Consider the following 21,290-nt stretch of genomic DNA (forward strand, 5'->3'; position numbering starts at 1 on the left):
ATCTTAAATCTCCTCCTTCGGGAAGGAGGAGTAGTCGAAGACCGAGGTGGTAGGAGAAATAATGTTTACTCCTATTTCTTTGTAAATGACATAATTATGCATTCATCTACCACCTCCCCCTACGGGTACTCCTCCTTCCCGAAGGAGGAGAATGGAGATAGTATCGACTAATAATTAGCTTAAAATCGTGTTGAATTTAGAGTCTTGTTCCCTAAGATTTATTCTTCGGGAGGCTGACATCTATTCTCCGTTAGGCACAAAACTAATCGTCTGACAGTTGTTGTTTTTTCGTCTGACAACTGTCAGACGCAAGTTCAACAGTAGTCAGACGCAAGTTTAACTATAGTCAGACGATTAATTCTGTGCATGACGGGAGATAAATTCTTTCGATATGCAGATTAAATCTTACCTGGAAGAGGACTAAACCTCACCCGAAAGCGGATTGAAACAGTGTGGTAAGTCATTGATAACAAGTTTGTAACACGATGTAACAAACCTGAAACGGCTATTTCAAACCATTGTATCTGATTCGTATTCATATTGTAATCTCCCAGGTCTACCTTTGCCGACGTAATAAAAATGTAGAGCGAAGTTCGATGAAAAAACTATTTCTTTTAAGATTTTCAGTTGCAGCCTTCTTTTGTTTGCAGTGTGTTCTTCCCGCATTGGCTGCCAATATTAAGATTAAAGGTGCTGTGAAAGATAAACTTTCCAAAGAGCCTTTGATTGGAGCAACGATACGGTTGGTAGGAACTCCTGCCGGAGCCGTGACCGATATGGACGGTAATTTTGAATTGAACAGTACCGGTGTTTTGGAAGGTTTGTATGATATAGAGATTAAATATGTAGGATATAAAACGGAAGTACGTCGTAAGGTCCGTGTAGAAAACGGAAAACTGGCGATTCTGAATCTGGAGTTGGAGACAGATGCGCACGAACTTTCGGACGTTGTGGTGGTAGCAAAGAAGAATCGTGAAAATGAGAATATGTTATTGCTCGAACAGCAGAAGGCGGTCATTGCCGTGCAGGCTGTCAGCGTCAAAGAGCTTTCACGCAAAGGTGTTTCCGATGCGGAAGGGGCTGTAACCAAAGTGGCGGGAGTCTCCAAACAGGATGGAGTGAAGAATGTTTTCGTCCGTGGACTGGGCGACCGCTATAATGCGACTACCTTTAACGGATTTGCCGTTCCTTCGGAAGATCCGGAATATAAGAATATCTCTCTCGACTTCTTCGGTACGGATATTATCCAGTCTGTTGGCGTCAATAAGGCATTTAATGCAGGAGGTATCAGTGATGTCGGCGGTGCGACAATCGACATTGTTTCCAAAGAACTGATTGGCAGCGGAAACCTGAATATCGGCCTTTCCGGAGGACTGAACACGCAGACTGTGACAGCCGACTTTCTGAAGCAGGACGGAGTAAACCTTCTGGGCTTCGCCACTACAACAGAACCCGCCGATGAAAACAACTGGGGATTCAAGAATAAGCTGGACCCCTCCAAGCAGAGCTTGCAGATAAACCGGAGTTATAGCATTTCCGGCGGAAAGCGGTTTCATATAGGGAAAGACAGGAATCCGCTCTCTTTCTTTCTCACTGCCGGACATACCACTGATTATCAATTTACGGATGAAACCATCCGCAACACAACGACGAGCGGTACGATCTACAAAGATATGACAGGCAAGAAGTACACCGAGAATATCAGCCAACTGGCACTGGCCAATGTGGATTATGATATGCAGAACCGTCACCACATGAGTTATAACTTCATGATGATTCATGCCAATGTGCAATCCGTAGGAGACTATACCGGTAAAAACTCCATCTTCAGTGACGATTATGATAATCAGGGATTTACCCGTCGCCAGCAAGCGAATGACAACTTACTAATCGTTAACCAGCTGATGACTAACTGGGGACTGACCAAAACATTGAGTCTGGATGCCGGTGCTTCTTATAATATCGTGAAAGGCAATGAGCCCGACCGCCGAATCAACAATATAACCAAAGCGGAAGAAGGATATACCTTACTCAGGGGCAACTCCCAGCAACGGTATTTCTCCACTTTGGACGAAGATGACATCAACGTGAAGGCAGGACTCGTCTACCGTCTGAAAGATAACGTAGAAGAAATCTCTAATATACGCTTGGGCTATACAGGCCGATTCGTAGACGACAATTTCAAGGCGACTGAATACAACCTCACAGTAGGACACACTTCTTCCATCCTCTCATTAGATAATTTCTCACTCGACGATTATTATAATCAGGAGAATCTCTCTTCTGGATGGTTTGCCGTTCAGAAGAATATCGATAAGTATTCGGTCACCAAGAATATCCATTCCGCTTATGCGGAAGCCACCTACCAGTTTACTCCCCGCTGGATTGTAAATGTAGGAATGAAGTATGACAATGTGGATATTCAGGTAGACTACAATGTAAATAAAGGCGGATCGGAAGGAAGTAACACGATTCAAAAGGACTTCTTTCTCCCGAGTTTGAATCTGAAATACAATCTGAGTGAAAAACACTCCTTGCGTCTCGGAGCGAGCAAAACATATACGCTGCCGCAAGCAAAGGAAATTTCTCCTTATCGCTACGTAGGTGTGAATTTCAACAGTCAGGGAAATGCGAACCTGAAGCCTTCGGACAACTATAACGTCGATTTGAAATGGGACTTTAATCCTACCCCCACTGAATTGATCTCTCTGACAGCTTTTTATAAGCTCATCAAGAATCCGATCTCACGCATTGAGGTGGCAAGTGCCGGAGGATACCTTTCGTATGAAAATATAGCCGATAAGGCAACAGTGGCTGGAGTGGAAGTAGAGGTACGTAAGAATCTGTTTGTCCGTCCGCTAAACAGTGCGGCAAACGGAATGAACAAGCTCTCTTTCGGCTTGAACGGATCGTACATCTATACAAATGCGAAAATGCCTCTGGCAACGGTTACCACCGGATCGCAACTGGAAGGGGCTGCTCCCTGGATCGCCAATTTCGACTTGTCCCACAACTTCACGAAAGGAAATCATAGCTTCATTAATACATTGGTACTCAACTATGTCAGCGATAAGATTTATACCATCGGTACGCAAGGCTACCAAGACATCATGGAGCAGGGAATGATGACGCTTGACTTCGTTTCGCAAGCCAAACTCAACAAGTATGTCTCACTTACGCTGAAAGCCCGCAATCTGCTGAATCCCTCTTATAAGTTGAGCCGCAAAGCCAACGAAAGCGGAGAGAAGGTAGTACTCAGCGATTATAAAAAAGGAATAAATATCAGTCTGGGAGTGTCGTGCACATTTTAAACCGGATAATGAAATAAGATTATTAACTAATTATTAAAGCAAAATGAAAAGATTGTTTGTAAACTTTATGACGTTTGCCGCTATGGCAACTGCACTGACATTCACTGCATGTAGTAGTGATAGTGACGGAGATGACAATGGAAACGGTAACGGTGGAAATGGCGGAGGAACAGGTAGCTCTATCGTGGTAGGCGAAAACATCCTGTCCGGTACACTGACCGGTGAACAGACACTGGATGCCAAAGAATACATTCTGAACGGAACGGTTATCATCGCCGACGGCGGTCGCCTGAATATCCCTGCCGGAACTACCATCAAGGCGCGTGAAGGTTTCAGCAGTTATCTGCTGGTAGCGCAGGGAGGTAAACTCTATGCCGATGGTACGGCCGACAAACCAATCGTCTTTACGGCAAATACCACCAGCCCGGTATCCGGATATTGGGGTGGCGTGATTATCAATGGTAAAGCACCTATTTCCGGTTCAAAGACCGACAAGAGCGATACGGCACTGACGGAAATCAATAATGACTATAAATACGGCGGCAGCGCAGCTGATGACAACTCCGGTTCGTTGACTTACGTGAAAATCTGCTATGCAGGTGCACGCTCCACAGCAGACATCGAACACAACGGACTGACCTTGAACGGTGTCGGCAACGGAACAAAGATTGAAAATATCTACGTACTGGAAAGTGCCGACGATGCAATCGAGTTCTTTGGTGGAACAGTAAATGTAACCAATCTGCTGGCTGTTAATCCGGATGATGATATGTTCGACTTTACACAAGGTTATTGCGGTACGCTGAAGAACTGCTATGGCGTTTGGGAAAGCGACTACACAAGTACGGAAGCCGATCCTCGCGGCATCGAAGCCGACGGTAACATGGACGGTCTGTATCCGGATCACCTGCGTCAGTCTGACTTTAAGGTAGAAAACATGACTATCGTGAATAATGCTGCCAATACTGCCGATAACGTAGACCGTATGCAGGATGTAATCAAGATTCGTCGCGGAGCAAAAGCTACCATCACCAATGCACTGGTTAAGGGTACGGGTGGCGCTATCGATCTGGTTGATATGAAAGACAGCAAAGGTGCAGGAAACATAGAATCCAGCATTAACATCACAAGTACATTGAGTCTCACAGGATTGAAACTGAACGGCGAACTGAATACATTTGTCGAATCGGCAGACAATATAGGTGCAGACGCTTCTCTGTTCGGTTGGACAGGCTATAATTTATCAGCATTCTGATGAAGTAGCCAACGGTTCCTTTTACAGTAGGTATTACTTTTTCGGGCACGGATTATACGAATTGCACGGTTATGATTTACTAAAACCGTGTAATCCGCGTAATCCGTGCCAAATCATATAATAATGAGATGCGTTTATTACGCTTTTACCTCCCTGGCTATCCCTGCTACTATCCTCTCTCTTCTATTATGAATTATTTCAGATATTATATGTTTCTCTGATTTTCTTTTTCGTATATTTGCTCTTCATTATTATATGATCAATCACTTATGCAAACAAACTACGAGCGATACTGTAAAATGTCTTCTCTGGCTCAGATAGGATGGTGGGAAGCGGACTTTTTGGCTGGGCATTATGTCTGCTCTGATTTTCTTTGTGATCTTTTGGGACTGGAAGGAGATACTATCTCTTTCATGGATTTCCAAAATTTGATACGTGAGGATTACCGTGAACAGATAGTACAGGAGTTTCGGGCCAATGCAAATATCCATAAAGACTTTTATGAACAAACCTTTCCCATCTGTTCAAAAAATGGTGAAGTTTGGCTGCATACCCGTCTGGCTCTTCGTGAGAAAGGTACCGGAACCAATGGAGGTGACAAATCTTTTGGCGTTATCCAGCGTGTTGAGGCACCTAAAGAAGTGGAACAGAAAAATACCCTCCGGCGTGTAAATGACCTGTTGCGCCGGCAAAACTATATATCACAGTCTTTGCTTCGCTTCCTCCATGATGAAGATGTAGATTCTTGTATTATGGAGATATTGAATGATGTGCTGAGCCTCTATCAAGGCGGTCGTGTGTATATCTTTGAGTATAACGAAGACTATACGCATCATAGTTGCACGTATGAAGTCGTTTCGGAAGGTGTTTCCAAAGAGAAAAACAAGCAACAGTCCATTCCGGTTAATGAAACCCGATGGTGGTGTGAGCAGATTCTATCTAGTAAACCCATCATACTGACTTCCTTGAAACAGTTGCCCGAAGAAGCGGAGGATGAATATAAATTCCTTGACGCTCAAGGCATTTGTTCGTTGATGGTCGCTCCTTTAATGGCTGGTGACCGTGTATGGGGATTTATGGGCATAGATTTGGTCGAATCGTATCGTGAATGGAGCAATGAAGATTTTCAATGGTTCTCTTCATTGGCGAACATTATCAGTATCTGTATTGAACTGCGTAAGGCCAAAGATCGTGTTGTTCGTGAACAGTCTTTTTTAAGTAATCTTTTCCATTTTATGCCGTTGGGATATATACGGATGTCTGTTATCCGTAATGAAAACGGTCAGCCTTGTGATTATAAGATAACGGATGTCAACAAGACCTGCTCCCGCTTCTTTGCCCGACCTGCCGAAACGTATATAGGAGTCTTGGCCTCTGAAATATATCCGGATTTTTCTTCACAGCTCCTCTTTCTGAAAGAAGTGCTGGATAACAATTCATATAGGGAAAAGGATATCTTTTTCCCACAGACAGAACTTTATACCCATTGGATAGTCTATTCGCCGGAGCAAGATGAAGTGGTAGGTTTGTTCACGGATTCCACGGAGGCCGTGAAGACCAACAGGGCACTGGACCGCAGTGAGAAGCTCTTTAAGAGTATCTTTGCCAATATCCCGGCAGGAGTGGAAATCTATGATAAGGATGGATTTCTAATTGACCTGAATAATAAGGACCTGGAAATATTCGGCGTAGAAAATAAACAGGACGTGATAGGAGTCAACTTCTTTGAGAATCCGAACGTACCGCAGCATATCCGTGACCGTGTGCGGGATGAAGATTTGGTAGACTTCCGTCTGAACTACTCTTTTGAACGGGCAGAAGGTTATTATCACCCCGATCGTCGGGATGCGATAGATATATATACGAAAGTCAGCAAGCTCTATGATAACGAAGGTAGCTTTAACGGCTATATCCTGATCAGCATTGATAATACGGAGCAGATTGATGCGATGAACCGTATTCGTGATTTTGAGAATTTCTTCCTTCTCATATCGGATTATGCAAAGGTGGGATATGCCAAGCTGAATCTGCTGAACCGGAAGGGATATGCCATTAAACAATGGTACAAGAATCTAGGTGAAGAAGAGGATACTCCATTGGCGGACGTGGTGGGAGTCTATCGTAATATGCACCCCGAAGACCGTGAACGTATTTTTGATTTCTATCGGGAGGTCAGAAAAGGAAACCGGAAACACTTTCAGGGAGAAATGCGAATCTGCCGTCCCGGCAAGAAGAATGAATGGAACTGGATACGTATGAATGTAGTCGTTACGACATACAATCCGGAAGAAAACGAAGTGGAAATCATCGGTATCAACTATGATATTACCGAACTGAAGGAGACGGAGAAAGAACTGATCCTGGCACGTGACAAAGCCGAAATGATGGACCGTCTCAAAAGTGCTTTCCTTGCTAACATGAGCCACGAAATACGTACTCCTCTGAATGCTATCGTCGGTTTCTCCGATTTGCTCGTCGATACGGAAAATATAGAGGAACGGCGGGAGTATATTCAGATTGTGAAGGAGAACAATGACCTGCTTTTACAACTGATTTCGGATATACTCGACCTGTCGAAGATTGAAGCGGGTACATTTGAGTTTACCAACGGAGATGTAGACGTGAATATGCTCTGTGAAGATATTGTCCGCTCCATGCAAATGAAGGTGAAGGAGAATGTAGAACTGGTGTTCGATCCGCACCTTGCGGAATGCCGCATTATTAGTGACCGTAACCGTTTGCATCAGGTGATCTCCAATTTTGTGAACAATGCGATTAAGTTTACTTCGGAGGGTAGTATCCGTGTAGGCTATAAGCGGAAGGGAGAAGAACTGGAGTTCTATGTTCAAGACACGGGAGTTGGTATTGACGCAGAGAGCCAGACACATATTTTTGAACGCTTTGTAAAGCTGAACTCCTTTGTACACGGCACAGGCTTGGGACTCTCCATCTGCCAAAGTATTGTGGAACAAATGGGCGGAAAGATAGGGGTGGAATCCGAACCGGGAAAGGGTTCGCGTTTCTGGTTTAGCCTTCCTTGTTTCGTGGTGATGTCGGAAGAATAAGTAAGAATGATATAAAAAGTAACGGTCTTGACGAGAATCCTGTCAAGACCGTTACTTTTTTATATAGAGAGTCGGTTTCTTATATTCCGAATGAAAGTTTATCGATAGACTGATATACGATACTTGCAATACCCAGTCCGATGATGCCCAGTGTGCAGAGCGCCAGTCCCCACTTCGTACAGCGGTCGCTGCGGAAAGCCGGAATCGGATTATCGGAAGGCGTGATATACATTGCTTTTACAATCAGCAGATAATAGTACAATGAAATCACGGTATTAACCAGTGCAATGAATACCAGCAAGTGGAAGCCTGCCTCGAAAGCTGCCATGAAAATAAAGAACTTCGAGAAGAATCCGGCAAACGGAGGAATACCTGCCAGTGAGAACAGGGAGATAGTCATCAGGAAAGCCATTTTCGGGTTCGTCTTATAAAGTCCTGCATAGTCTTCGAGGGTAAACTTCTGACTGCGTAATGCTACGATAGTGATGACGGCAAATACTCCGAGATTGGCAGCGGCATATACAAGTATGTAATATACCAGAGCAGTCATTCCCTGTGCCGTTCCTCCAATCACACCCAGCATGATATATCCTGCCTGCGAAATACTGGAGAACGCCATCAGGCGTTTCAGATTCTGCTGGCGGATAGCGAATATGTTGGCGATGGTGATAGAAGCGATAGTCACCCAGTAAAGTACTTCCTGCCAGTCATGTATCATCGGTGCAAATACTTTGATCAGAATAGCCATCAGCACAAATGCTGCCGAACCTTTGGAGATAACACTCAGATAGGCGGTAACCGTACTCGGTGCACCTTCGTAAACATCTGCCGTCCATAAATGGAACGGAACCAAAGAGAGCTTGAACGCCATACCGGTAAAGAAGAATACAAAAGCCATGATTTGCAACGGATTTCCATCGATATGAGCAGGAAGATCATCGAAATACAGTGTTCCTGCGGAACCGTAAATCATTGACAGACCAAACAGTAACAGTGCGCTGGAGAAAAGTGCGGTAAGGATATACTTGGCACCGGCTTCAGCGGAGTTATGGCGGTATTTGTCGAAAGCGATCAAGGCTGCCATCGGGATGGAAGCTGTCTCCAGTCCGATGAAGAACATCAGGAAGTGTCCGGCGGAAATCATGAGATACATACCGAACAGGGTGGAGAGTGTAAGTACATAGAACTCACCTTGCTTGAATGAAGTATCGTCGCGTTTCATCCATTCGTGTGCCATCAGGAAAACAATCAGCGTGCCTATGTTCAGGATTGATTTGACAACCGTGTGCATGGGTACATAGTGATACATACCGCCAAAAATGTCGGCAGCTGTGCCTGGAACCAGATTGATCGCTGTATGGATGGCCATCAGGATAACTGGCAGCATGGTGTTCAAAACGGGTCTCGTCCCTTTTTGCTTGTGTGCGTCCGGACTCATGAAGAGATCGGCAAGGAACAGCAATAGTAAAACTGCTACGAGCGACAGCTCTTCCCGCATATGTAGAAATTGTGAATAATCCATCTTTATAAATTAAGAATTAAAGATTAAAAAATAAAGGTTATGGGATGAGTTGTGAGACTACAGGGAGTACACTTTCACCAATCATGTGGCTTACCCAGAAAGGAGCCATACCCAGTCCGGCTACACAAACGATGAGGCAGATAACAGCTACCCGTTCATCCCAGGTCGCGTCTGTCAGCGCGAGATGATGTTTGTTGGTGCAGGTACCGTACAGAATCTTGCCTACCAGACGCAGGATATAGACTGCCGTGATCACGATGGATGAACAAGCGATGATGGTCAGTGTACGGTGGAATACGTCGTTGTTCTGGAAAGAACCTACGAAGATAGTCATTTCGGCAATGAACCCGCTTAATCCCGGCAAACCGAGATTGGCAAGACCGGCAATCACATAACATACGCTGAGGAACGGCATTACTTTCATTAATCCGGCAAGCTCGCGGACATCACGTGTGTGTGTACGTCCGTAAATCATACCGATCAGGGCAAAGAACAAGGCTGTCATCAATCCGTGGGAAAGCATCTGAAGAATGGCTCCTGTCGCAGCAGTCTGATTCAGCATCAGAATGGCGAAAAGTACCAGTCCGCAGTGAGAAACGGAAGAGTAAGCGTTGATGTATTTCAAGTCTGTCTGTACGCAAGCGGAGAATGCTCCGTAAACAACGGAGATACCTGTCAGTATCAGGAATATCCATGAAAGTTCGTTAGCGGCTTCCGGCATCAGATACATGGCGATACGGAAACATCCGTAACCTCCCAGTTTCATCAGTACTCCGGCGTGAAGCATGGATACAGCTGTCGGGGCGGAAGCGTGACCATCGGGACTCCATGTGTGGAACGGGAAAAGAGCACCCAGCACACCGAACCCGAGGAAGGTAAGCGGGAACCAGATACATTGCTGTGCAAAAGGAATATTATGTAGCTGTGCTATTTCCAGCAGGTTCATGGTGGTAGCTCCCGAACCGAAATAGATTCCGAGAATACCGATCAGCAGGAAAGCGGAACCGCCCATCAGCATAAGGGTCAGCTTCATGGCTGCATATTCTTTACGTCCCGAACCCCATACACCGATCAGCAGGTACATAGGAATCAGCGCGATTTCGTAGAACATGAACATGGTGAATAAGTCGATGGATATAAAGAATCCGAAGACTCCCATAGACAACAGTGTGAACCAAAGGAAATATTCTTTTGTCAGAGGCTGCAGACGCCAGGAGGCGAAAGTACCTGTGAATACAATAACGGCAGACAATAACAACATGGCTACCGAAATACCGTCAACGCCTACCGAGTAGGAGATGTGAAGCGGTGCATACCAGAGTGTATCCGCACGGAATAGCATTTCTGCCGTGTTGCCGGCACTGCGTTCTCCCAAATACATAAAGGTAAGTACGACGGAGGCAATCAGAAGTGCCGATGCACCGGTAACCATAACCCCCCGAATCGCTTTGATTCCCCGTGCTGCCCAAAGTCCGGCAAGCATCAGTAAGGGGATGAGTACGAAGATTGATAAAAAATTCATAATTGAATTATTAAGTTTTAAGTATTAAGTATTAATTCGCAGCGACTTGTTGCGCAGCTTAATATCTAATACCTGATAGTTAATACTTGCTATAGAACTAACAGCAGGATAAGCGCCAGCGCTCCGCAAAGGAACACGTATGCGTATTGCTGTACCTGACCGCTTTGAAGACCACGTATCTCGTCGCTTGTCGTATGCGTAGCCCATGCCAGGAAATTAAAGAACCCATCCACTACATGACGGTCGAACCATGCGATAGGAGTCGAAATGCAACGGAAGATGATCTTATGCGTAATAAACTGGTATATATCATCAATATAAAAACGATGATAAGCAGCCGTCCACAATCCATTGAACCGTTTGGCAAGTGCATTGGCAACAGGCTGTTTGGCATTCTTATACATCCATGTGGCAATCCCGATAGAAATAATCGCAATTACAACGCTTGTGACAGCTACCGACAGATCGAGGTGAATAGAGTAAGACTCCCCGTTCGAACTGATAAAGTGTCCGAAAGGAATGAACCCTGCAAGGCAGGTAACAACCGCCAGAAACATCAACGGAAAAGTCATAGCCAACGGACTCTCATGCGGGGTATGATGAGCATGAAGCTCTTTATTTTCTTTGCTCCAAAAGATGCCATAGTAGAGGCGGAACATATAGAAGGCGGTCATTGCGGCAATTACTGTCATCACCCAACCCATTGCAGGGCTATATTGGAAGCAGGCAGCCAGAATCTCATCTTTCGAGAAGAAACCGGAGAACGGAGGAATACCGGCAATGGCGAGACAGGCAATCAGGAATGTCCAGTGAGTAATAGGCATATATTTGCGTAGTCCTCCCATAGCTGACATTTCGTTGGAATGTACTGCATGGATAATGCTGCCGGCACCCAAGAAGAGTAATGCCTTAAACATGGCGTGTGTGAAGAGGTGGAACATGGAAGCCATGTATCCCAGTCCTCCGTGGTGCGGGTCCATAGAAGTACAAACGCCCAGTGCTACCATCATAAAGCCAATCTGTGAAATGGTCGAGAAGGCCAGCACACGTTTGATATCCGATTGTACGCAAGCCACGCTTGCTGCATAAAAGGCGGTGAAAGCACCTACCCAGGCAATCATGTGCAAGGTGTCCGGCGCATAAGCGATGAAAAGCGGGAACATACGCGCTACCAGATAAACACCGGCAACTACCATCGTAGCCGCATGGATCAAGGCACTGACAGGAGTAGGACCTTCCATGGCATCGGGCAGCCAGATATGCAACGGGAACATGGCACTCTTTCCGGCGCCACCGATAAACATCAGTCCCAAAGCCAATGGAAGCATGGAAGCGCCGCCACTGATCAATGATACCGTATCCGGTGTGAAACCGAACGTGCCACCGTAGTATCCGTAAATCAGAATACCGATAAGGAAGCCTAAGTCAGCAAAGCGGGTGACAATGAACGCTTTCTTGGAAGCGGCAATGGCAGCGGGCTTTGTATAGTAGAACCCGATCAGCAGATAAGAGCTGACACCCACCAGTTCCCAGAAAAGATACATCTGGAAAATGTTTGTGGCAACCACCAGTCCCAGCATAGACATTGTAAACAGGGACAGGAAAGCGTAATAACGTTGAAAGCCCGTCTCGCCTTTCATGTAGCCGAAGGAGTAGATATGCACCATCAGTGACACGGTAGAGATGACAATCAGCATCATCACGGATATGGGATCGAGCAGAATGCCCAGATCAAATCGTAAAGTCTCGGTGAAAGGAAGCCACGTAAAATTATAAGGTATCAACGTGGCAAATGTTCCGTCTTCCAAACGAGGGGCGGAGAAATATTGGAAAGCCGTAACGTACGACAGTACTGCTACTGCTCCCAGTATCAGCGTACCGATAGCGCCCGCTGTCCGATGAGACATCCATTTTCCTCCGATTCCCAGAATGAGGAAGGAGAGGAAGGGAAGAAGGAGTATTAGAATTGTTAGTTCCATACAGTTTATTTTAATTACTTGTTTTATTATTGTTCATATTTATCACGATATCCATCCGAATGGAAATTGGGTCGCGCCGCCTCGGCACTACCACTTCAGATCGTCCAGATTGCGGACTTGAATACTTCGGAGGTTGCGGTAAATGTTAATCATGATGGCGATAGCTATAGCCGTTTCCGCAGCCGAAATGGCGATGGAAAAGAGTGCAAAGAAATAGCCTTCCATGCCTCCCGGAAAGAGAAAACGGTTGAACACGGCGAAGTTGATGTCCGTGGCGTTCAGCATTAACTCTACAGAAATCAGGATAGCCAGCGTATTACGACGGGTAAAGAACCCATAGATTCCTGCAAACATCATGATGGTAGAAACTACCAGATAATATTCCATGTGTATCATATCTGAAATTATTGGGTTTTAAGTATTAAGTATTAATTCCTTGCGGTTCATTGCGCAGCCTAATACCTGATACTTAATAGTTAATACTTACTTATTTATCTCTTTCGGGCGATCATGATACCACCGATGATACAAGCCAGTAATAAAATACTGATTGCTTCGAAAGGCAATATATAACCATATTTGTCACTGCTTAGCAGGGCATTACCGATGGCGTGGATGTTAATCTCCTGTGGTGCCAGATTTCCGGTTTGCAGGAAGTTGTGCTTCAGGGTGATAAACAAGATAATCGCTAAACCGGCAACCATCGTAAAGAGTCCTGCCAGAAACCTGCTTCGTTTCAGTTTCTCGGCGCGATCACCTTCTCCACTGGTCAGCAGGATGGAGAATACATAAAGAACGACGATACCACCGGCATAAACCATAATCTGGACAGATCCCAGAAATGTGTAACCCAGCAGGAAATAGATGCCGGCCGTGCCGAAGAGCACGAAGAGCAGATAGGTGGCTGAGCGGACAATACGTTGGGTAGTCACCGTCATGATGGACATTGCAATAATAAATGCTGCCAAAAAGTAGAATACTACTGTTTCAAGTGTTGATCCCATATCTAAACTTCTTTTTTCTTTTCAATTACTTTACTACCGGCATGATTCAGTTGCAGGACAAGCTTCGTCCGGTCAAAGACGGCGTGTTCGAAGTTCTGGTCGAACGTGATGGCGTCGTGCGGACAAGCGTTGACACACAGTTGGCAGAACATACAAGCTCCGAGGTCATATTCATATTTCGCCAGGATTTTCTTCTTCTTGCCGTCTTCAGTCTCGATCGTTTCGCTGGTTACGGTGATTGTATCATTCGGACAAGCCATCTGACACAATCCGCAGGCTACACAGCGGTGTTCGTTATTCTCGTTGTGGGGCATTGCCAGTGTACCGCGGAACCGGTCGAACATTTTCAACTCTTTCCGGTTTTCAGGATACTGTTCGGTTACCTTCTTACGGAAGTATACCTTGATACTGGTTTTCATACCCGTTGCCAGAGTGCTGATACCATGTATCAGTCCTCCCAAGTACGTATATTTTTGATCTTTATATTCCATAATTCTTATTTTAGAAGTGGAAGCCAAAGGCAACACAACATGCCATTAATAATAGGTTTACCATAGAAATAGGAACCAGATATTTCCATTCCAGATTCAGAATCTGGTCGATACGCAGGCGTGGGAAAGTCCATTTGATCCACATTAAGAGGAACACAACGAAGAATGCCTTGGCAAAGAACCAGATGAAGCCGGGGATATAGTCCATAACAGCGTTGAATCCGTCCAAACCGACGATATGCAATGGCATCCAGCCTCCCAAGAAGATGGTAGCGGCCACGCTGGCTACGATAAACAGATTCAGATATTCCGCCAGATAAAAGAAACCGAAGTGCATACCGGAATATTCCGTATGATATCCGGCCGTCAGTTCACTTTCCGCTTCGGGAAGGTCGAACGGGCCACGGTTACATTCTGCATTTCCGGCAATGAGATAGATGATGAAAGCGATCACGGCAGGAATATGTCCTTTGAAGATAAACCATCCGTCAGCCTGTCCTTCTACGATTTCGGAGAACTGCATGGTGCCCATCAGTACGACCATCGTCATGATGCTCATACCCACTGACAACTCATAACTGATGATCTGTGCGCCGCTTCGCATGGCACCGATCAGCGAAAACTTGTTGTTACTACCCCAACCGGCAAGCAGAATACCTACTACACCGATGCTGGAAGCAGCCAGCAGGAAGAATACGCCCACATTAAAATTCAGAATTTCCGCTCCTTTATTAAAAGGAATACAAGCGAAAGTGAGGAACGAGGCGATAATTACCATGAATGGAGCCAGATTGTAGAGGAAGCGGTCGGCATCCTTCGGAGTGAAAATCTCCTTGGTCAGCATCTTGAGTACGTCGCATACCACTTGAATAGAACCCCATTTACCGACACGGTTCGGACCGAGGCGGCACTGGAAGAAACCACAGACTTTGCGTTCCATGTAAATCAGTACGATAGCCAGAATAGCATATAGCGCAACGATGCACACGCCGACAGCTACGCACTCTATAAAGATGGCCCATCCCTCCGGCATAACGGAGAGCAGCAGCTCATGTATCCAGTTTGTTACTATACTAAAGTCGAACATATATATTTTAATTATTAGGTTTTAAGTATTAAGTATTAATTCCATGCGGAATATAGTGTATATCATATTGCATAGTCGGTTAATACTTACTACTTTATACTTAATACTTGTTTTTTATCTCTTGTTTATCGGTCGATGTCCGGAACTACATAGTCCAGTGTGCCTCCGATGGCAATCAGGTCGGCAATCTTCGCTCCGCGGCAAATCGTGTCGATTGCAGCAACAAGTGGCAATCCCGTAGCACGATAGTGCAGGCGATAAGGCATCTTGTCACCCTGACTTTCGAGAAAGACTCCGAATTCTCCGCGGCTTCCTTCTACGGCGGCATAATAACTGCCTTCGGGAACGCGGATGATCGGTTTCATCTTTTCCTGATACGGTCCTTCGGGAATGTTGTCTATCAACTGTTCGATAATCTTCAGACTCTCCATGATTTCGTCCATACGTACCAGATAACGGGCGAAACAGTCTCCTTCCGTATAAACAATTTCCTGGAAGTCTACTTTGTCATATACACCGTACGGTATCCGCTTACGTACATCGCAAGCCCAGCCCGAAGCACGGCCTGTACCCCCAGTACAACCGAATGAAATTGCATCTTCACGGCTTAACACTCCGACGCCCTTCATACGGCTCTGAGCAATAATGTTGCCGGTAAATATGTCGTGGTATTCGTGAATGATACCTCTCATATAAGGGATAAATTCTTTTACCCGCTTGACGAAGTTAGGATGAAGATCGGCCTGTACACCACCGATGGTATTGTAGTTCATGATCAGACGTCCGCCGCAAGTCTCTTCAAAAATATCGAGAATCTTTTCACGGTCACGGAATCCGTAGAAGAAAGCAGTCAGTGCTCCAAGGTCCATGGCGAGGGCAGAGTAGAACAGTAAGTGAGAGTCGATACGTTGCAGCTCATCCATAATTGTACGGATGTATTTGACACGGTCGCTCACTTCGATGCCCATTGCTTTCTCAATACACATACACAAAGCGTGACGGTTCTGATGTGCGCCCAGATAGTCGAGGCGGTCAGTCAATGCCAGTGTTTGCGGATATGTAAGACTCTCGTTCATTTTCTCAATACCCCGATGGATATAACCGCAGTTAGCATCGATCTTACGAATAATTTCACCTTCAAGAGAAACGCGGAAACGCATTACACCGTGAGTTGCAGGGTGTTGCGGACCAATATTGACCACATACTCTTCTTCTCCGAAGAGTTTCATTTCTCTGTTTTTAATCGTTCCGTCCGGATTAAGTTCTATTTCCTGTGTTGTATCGAACGTCTCTTCGTTAGCCATACAAAGCGGATTATCTTTCTCCGGATCATTATCTTTACGCATGGGGTACCCTACCCAGTCATTACGTAAGTAAAGGCGGCGCATATCGGGATGGCCTACGAAAACAATGCCATAATAGTCGAATACTTCACGTTCGTAGAAATCGGCTATTTTCCATATATCGCTGACTGACGGAATTTCCGGTCGTTCACGGTCGGTAACGGCTGTTTTCAGTGCTATCCGTTCTCCCGTAACAGTCGATTCCAGATGGTAGACAACGCCTAAACCACGGAGTTTCTCCGGTGCGTCTTTTTCGTCTGCTACTCCCCAGTCCATACCAGTGAGGCTTTCAAGGAAGTCCATCTGTTTTTCATTTCGCAAGCGCAGCATTTCGTCGTGTAACGCTGCAGGGACTATAAATTGTATTTCTTGCATAATTCTTCGTTCCTCATTCTTCATTTCATAAATTCCGGTTTCTTCTCTTTTCTGTTCGTTCCACCAAAGAATTTTTCTATTTTCACTTTGCGTTGTAGTTGCATCATGCCGTAATAGAAAGCTTCCGGGCGGGGCGGACATCCGGGGATATATACATCTACCGGAAGAATCTTATCCACTCCGTTCACCACATGATAAGATTTCTTGAAAGGGCCTCCGCTGACAGCACATCCGCCTACGGCAACCACGTATTTCGGGTCGGGCATCTGATCGTACAAACGTTTCAGTACCGGTGCCATCTTATTGGTGATTGTTCCGCAGACCATGATCATATCAGCCTGACGCGGACTGGCACGTGCTACTTCAAACCCGAAGCGGGCCATATCATAACGCGCGGCACCCAGTGCCATGAATTCGATACCGCAACAGCTGGTTGCGAAAGTAAGCGGCCACAGTGAATTGCTGCGTCCCCAGTTGACAAGGTCGTCCAGAACCCCGAGGAAAACGTTCGCTCCTCCGGCATTAAGTTCCTTGACCAACTTTTCCAATGATTCATTGTCGATGAATTCATCATACGGAATTGATTTTATTTTCGGTTTTTTGGTTATTTCCATTCCAAAGCTCCTTTCCTCCAGGCATAAGCAAGGCCCAGAACCAAAATAATAAAGAAGAAGAGAATACTAACGAGTCCCTGAGGTCCCATGTCATGCATTACTACTGCCCAAGGGAACAGGAAAGCTGTTTCCACGTCGAACATCAGGAACAGGATGGCAAACAGGTAGTAACCTACACGGAACTGCATCCATGATTTACCACGCGTTGGTATACCACATTCATAAGCTTCAAACTTTTGTACATTGTACGAACGGGGTGAAATAGCTCGTGAAAGGGCTATTACTACACCGACAAAAGCGAGCGCTGTCAGTAAAACAACAACTAAAAATGTAAAATTCATAATTTCAATAGCTGTTTAGATTGAATATTATATAGAAATAAACAATTAGTTTCTCCACACCCGGATGAAACCAACTGTAATGAATTAACGAATAAGATAATGGATTGTACCGTCTAAATGACGATCTTCCTTAAACCATATATATAATATGTAATAGGATCGTAAAAGTACTTGGGAATATGGAGTGAATGAGTCTGAGACGTATTTTGCTGACTTTTGTATTCACGGAAATAAGTAATCAGCAGTTGCACGCTTTTATCTGTAGGGATGTGTGCAACATCCGTATGACTCATATCACAAGACTGGGTAGAATAGAAATAATGAAGACGTTCAAGAGCATTATGAACAGGATGATCCTGAGATACGTAGCACTTCTCCTGGCGATATGTCGGGGGGGATACTCTGCAGTTATCTTCCATTGCTTCATTGGAAACAACATGGATCAGCAAAGCAAGTACCAGAAATAGTCCGTATTTTAAGCTTTGTTTCATCTTTCTCTTTTAACGGCTGCAAATATAGGATTAATATTCATGTTTTTTGCAAAGTCGGGGTTACAAAAAAGTATTTTTTAACTTGCTTTATTTCAAGTCCGTTTTTATTTCAGTGCTGCTCTGGAGAATCTTCTTCCTATATGGTATGCATCCGTTCTGATTTGGTTAAAAGATGTAATAAAAAGAACGATTTACGTTCTTTTTGACGAATTACCCAAAGAAAATTCATTTTTTTGCAAATTGTATATAACACATTGATATGAAACACACACTTTGCTTTATAACAATCCTACTGGGTTCTTTGTTGAATCTTTATGCAAATAACGAGAATGATTCTCTATTGAAAGTTTTAGATAAAGTGATTTCTGAGCGTCTTGTGTATACAGAAAAGAAAGAAGCTACTATCAAAGAGCTGAAAGCAAAAAAGAAGGAACAAAAGACCTTGGACGATATGTATCGTTTGAATTCCGAGATTCTCCATCAATACGAAACGTTTGTCTGCGATTCTGCGGAACAGTACATTAATGAGAATATTGAGATCGCTAAGAAACTGGATAATAAAACCTATTTGCTGGAAGGAAGGCTGCAACTGGCTTTTGTTTATTCCTTATCGGGGTTGTTTATTCAAGCTAATGATATTTTCAAATCAATCAATTGTTCGGATTTACCAAGTCATTTACAGGCTTTGTATTGTTGGAATCGCATTCGGTATTATGAAAACTTGATTAAATATACAGATGATGCTCGATTTGCCAGTGAATATTTGATTGAAAAAGAGGCGTATCGAGATACAGTTATGAGTATCTTGTATGATGCATCGGAAGAATATTCGAAAGAAAGAGCTATAAAGCTTCAGGACCAGGGCAATACAAAAGAAGCACTTAAGATACTGACTAAAATTTATCAAAAGGAAAAACCTGGAACTCACGGGTTTGCGATGATGTCTATGGGACTATCAAGAGCATATCGGCTGGTCGGAGAGCATGAATTGGAAGAAAAGTATCTTATATTAGCTGCTATGACCGATATAAAACTGGCAGTGAAAGAAAATGAGGCTTTGTTGACTTTAGCCGTGAATTTATACCATAAAGGAGATATCGATAGATCTTATAATTATATTAAAGTAGCACTGAGTGATGCTATCTTCTATAATTCCCGTTTTAAGAATACGGTAATAGCTCGTATTCATCCTATTATAGAAAATACTTATTTATATAGGCTGGAAAAGCAAAAGCAGAATCTTCGTTTTTATATTTTGCTCACTAGTTTGTTTGTTGTGGCTCTTGCTATCACTTTGTATTTTACTTATAAACAGACTAAGATTGTTTCCCGTGCAAAGAAGAATCTCAATGTTATGAATGAAGAGTTAGTTGCATTGAACAAGAATTTGGATGAGGCTAATTTAATAAAAGAAAGATATGTAGGCTATTTCATGAACCAGTGTGCCGTTTACATTAATAAACTGGATGAATATAGGAAAAATGTAAATCGAAAAATAAAAACTGGTCAAGTTGATGATTTATACAAATCTTCTTCTCGTCCTTTCGAAAAAGAATTGGAAGGATTATATACCAATTTTGATAAAGCGTTTTTAAAATTGTATCCTAATTTTGTCGAAGAGTTTAATTCATTGTTGAAACCGGAAGATTATTATAAACTGGACAAAGACCAGTTGAATACAGAATTGCGTATTTTTGCTTTGATGCGAATGGGGATTACAGATGTTTCGCAAATTGCTGTTTTTTTGCATTACTCAGTACAAACGATCTATAATTATAAGAGTAAAGTGAAGAGAATGTCTTTATTGGATGGAAATATCTTCGAAGAAGAGGTGAAAAAGCTTGGTTCTTTGTCTCAAAAATGATTCTATTTGGTTTACCAAAACCTTAAAATGGTTGTTTATTAATGTGTTGAATAATAATGTGTTATCTGAAAAAGGTGTTCAAAAACGTCTACTTTATAGCCTACTTCCAATAAGGAGTAGGCTTTTTTCATCTCTATATTTGCATCACAAGATTTTTGATAACTGAATACTAATCTAAAGAAACACAGCTATGGATTTTTCAGAATTGTATCTTACTTATTATTCAAAACTGGTTCGGTTTGCAAAAGAATTTGTAATACTGGAAGAGGATGCAGAAAACATAACACAAGATGTGTTTACCGACTTATGGGCGAAACGCGATTCTATGGATCGCATTGAAAATATGAACGCGTATCTTTTCAGATTAATAAAGAATAGATGCTTGGATCATTTGAAACATAAAATGTTTGAACAGAAGTATATTGAATCAGTTCAAACCTCTTTCGAAATAGAAATGTCCTTGAAATTACAATCTTTAAACAGGTTTGATGTGTCTGATATCTCGGAAGGAAATGAAACGGAAATGCTCGTTCGTAACGCAATTAATAGTCTGCCTCGAAAATGTCGTGACATATTTTTATTAAGTCGTGTCGAAGGGTTAAAATATAGAGAAATCTCAGAACGTTTGGGTATTTCAGTAAATACTGTAGAATGTCAGATGGGGATAGCACTCAAAAAATTAAGGGTAAAACTAAATATTTGCCTTGCAGCATGAGTTTTAATAATTTTATTGATATTTTTTTAGGGGTATTTACTGGGATAATCGTTCTTTTGTAAAAAGGAACGAATAATGGGAACTAATTTAAATAAATATTTTGCAGGTGAATTGACTTCAGAAGAAAAGGAAGTCTTCCTTCTGAATGTGAAGAATAATGGGGAAATGCGCGAAGAATTTATTGAGTATCAGAGTGTTGTTGCTCTCCTGGATTGGTCGTTCCCTAAAGATGATAAAGAACTTGCTAAGCAAAAACTATCTGAATTTATGAGTCGGATAGAGAATAGCGAAAATAAAAAGGCTTAAAAATA

17 protein-coding genes are annotated in these 21,290 nt (G+C 43.6%); 6 read left to right on the top strand and 11 right to left on the bottom strand.

Annotation, left to right across the window (positions count from 1 at the left end):
• Positions 1 to 596: 596 nt before the first annotated feature.
• The 3 genes from ACHLI0_RS18665 to ACHLI0_RS18675 all read left to right on the top strand — a co-directional run bounded on the left by ACHLI0_RS18665 (position 597) and on the right by ACHLI0_RS18675 (position 7,631).
• Positions 597 to 3,311, top strand: coding sequence for a TonB-dependent receptor (locus ACHLI0_RS18665; RefSeq protein WP_490749802.1), 2,715 nt, complete (start codon positions 597 to 599; stop codon positions 3,309 to 3,311).
• 43 nt (positions 3,312 to 3,354) lie between these two features.
• A complete protein-coding gene (locus ACHLI0_RS18670; protein WP_490749803.1) occupies positions 3,355 to 4,566 on the top strand; it encodes a beta-helix domain-containing protein in 1,212 nt (403 codons plus the stop codon).
• Between the two features lie 269 nt (positions 4,567 to 4,835).
• Positions 4,836 to 7,631 carry a sensor histidine kinase gene (locus ACHLI0_RS18675; protein ID WP_490749804.1) on the top strand — a complete coding sequence of 932 codons (2,796 nt, stop codon included), beginning with the start codon at positions 4,836 to 4,838 and terminating at the stop codon, positions 7,629 to 7,631.
• A gap of 79 nt (positions 7,632 to 7,710) precedes the next feature.
• On the opposite strand, the gene ACHLI0_RS18680 is transcribed toward ACHLI0_RS18675, so the two are convergent.
• The 11 genes from ACHLI0_RS18680 to ACHLI0_RS18730 all read right to left on the bottom strand — a co-directional run bounded on the left by ACHLI0_RS18680 (position 7,711) and on the right by ACHLI0_RS18730 (position 18,400).
• Positions 7,711 to 9,153 carry an NADH-quinone oxidoreductase subunit N gene (locus tag ACHLI0_RS18680; protein ID WP_259020275.1) on the bottom strand — a complete coding sequence of 481 codons (1,443 nt, stop codon included), beginning with the start codon at positions 9,151 to 9,153 and terminating at the stop codon, positions 7,711 to 7,713.
• A 37-nt stretch (positions 9,154 to 9,190) separates the two neighbouring features.
• A complete protein-coding gene (locus ACHLI0_RS18685) occupies positions 9,191 to 10,675 on the bottom strand; it encodes a complex I subunit 4 family protein (RefSeq protein ID WP_055298756.1) in 1,485 nt (494 codons plus the stop codon).
• A gap of 89 nt (positions 10,676 to 10,764) precedes the next feature.
• Positions 10,765 to 12,654, bottom strand: coding sequence for an NADH-quinone oxidoreductase subunit L (nuoL, locus tag ACHLI0_RS18690; protein ID WP_490749805.1), 1,890 nt, complete (start codon positions 12,652 to 12,654; stop codon positions 10,765 to 10,767).
• An 87-nt stretch (positions 12,655 to 12,741) separates the two neighbouring features.
• The gene (gene nuoK / locus ACHLI0_RS18695) at positions 12,742 to 13,050 is read right to left on the bottom strand and encodes an NADH-quinone oxidoreductase subunit NuoK (protein WP_007764713.1); all 309 of its coding nucleotides are present in this window, start codon (positions 13,048 to 13,050) and stop codon (positions 12,742 to 12,744) included.
• Between the two features lie 95 nt (positions 13,051 to 13,145).
• On the bottom strand, positions 13,146 to 13,658 hold the full coding sequence (locus ACHLI0_RS18700; RefSeq protein ID WP_055216576.1) for an NADH-quinone oxidoreductase subunit J family protein: 513 nt from the start codon (positions 13,656 to 13,658) through the stop codon (positions 13,146 to 13,148).
• Positions 13,659 to 13,660: 2 nt separating this feature from the next.
• On the bottom strand, positions 13,661 to 14,149 hold the full coding sequence (locus ACHLI0_RS18705) for a 4Fe-4S binding protein (RefSeq protein WP_055216579.1): 489 nt from the start codon (positions 14,147 to 14,149) through the stop codon (positions 13,661 to 13,663).
• A gap of 10 nt (positions 14,150 to 14,159) precedes the next feature.
• Positions 14,160 to 15,236 carry an NADH-quinone oxidoreductase subunit NuoH gene (nuoH, locus tag ACHLI0_RS18710; RefSeq protein ID WP_113748814.1) on the bottom strand — a complete coding sequence of 359 codons (1,077 nt, stop codon included), beginning with the start codon at positions 15,234 to 15,236 and terminating at the stop codon, positions 14,160 to 14,162.
• Between the two features lie 125 nt (positions 15,237 to 15,361).
• Positions 15,362 to 16,954, bottom strand: a complete 1,593-nt coding sequence (locus tag ACHLI0_RS18715) for an NADH-quinone oxidoreductase subunit D (RefSeq protein ID WP_008760950.1) — start codon at positions 16,952 to 16,954, stop codon at positions 15,362 to 15,364.
• A gap of 20 nt (positions 16,955 to 16,974) precedes the next feature.
• Entirely contained in the window at positions 16,975 to 17,568 is a 594-nt protein-coding gene (locus ACHLI0_RS18720) for an NADH-quinone oxidoreductase subunit B (RefSeq protein WP_008764304.1), read from the bottom strand.
• Positions 17,559 to 17,909: an NADH-quinone oxidoreductase subunit A gene (locus ACHLI0_RS18725; protein WP_008760952.1), complete on the bottom strand. Its 351-nt coding sequence runs from the start codon at positions 17,907 to 17,909 to the stop codon at positions 17,559 to 17,561. The genes ACHLI0_RS18720 and ACHLI0_RS18725 overlap by 10 nt, the downstream gene beginning before the upstream one ends.
• A 113-nt stretch (positions 17,910 to 18,022) precedes the next feature.
• On the bottom strand, positions 18,023 to 18,400 hold the full coding sequence (locus ACHLI0_RS18730; RefSeq protein WP_055216583.1) for a hypothetical protein: 378 nt from the start codon (positions 18,398 to 18,400) through the stop codon (positions 18,023 to 18,025).
• Between the two features lie 259 nt (positions 18,401 to 18,659).
• Between ACHLI0_RS18730 and susR the strand changes: the two genes are divergently transcribed.
• The 3 genes from susR to ACHLI0_RS18745 all read left to right on the top strand — a co-directional run bounded on the left by susR (position 18,660) and on the right by ACHLI0_RS18745 (position 21,285).
• Positions 18,660 to 20,264, top strand: a complete 1,605-nt coding sequence (gene susR, locus ACHLI0_RS18735; protein ID WP_022470737.1) for a SusR family glycan utilization regulator — start codon at positions 18,660 to 18,662, stop codon at positions 20,262 to 20,264.
• 190 nt (positions 20,265 to 20,454) lie between these two features.
• Positions 20,455 to 20,979, top strand: a complete 525-nt coding sequence (locus tag ACHLI0_RS18740) for an RNA polymerase sigma-70 factor (protein ID WP_008760954.1) — start codon at positions 20,455 to 20,457, stop codon at positions 20,977 to 20,979.
• A 75-nt stretch (positions 20,980 to 21,054) separates the two neighbouring features.
• A complete protein-coding gene (locus tag ACHLI0_RS18745) occupies positions 21,055 to 21,285 on the top strand; it encodes a hypothetical protein (protein ID WP_048695082.1) in 231 nt (76 codons plus the stop codon).
• The last annotated feature ends 5 nt before the right edge of the window (positions 21,286 to 21,290 follow it).

The organism is Bacteroides sp. RCH18, assembly GCF_058231005.1.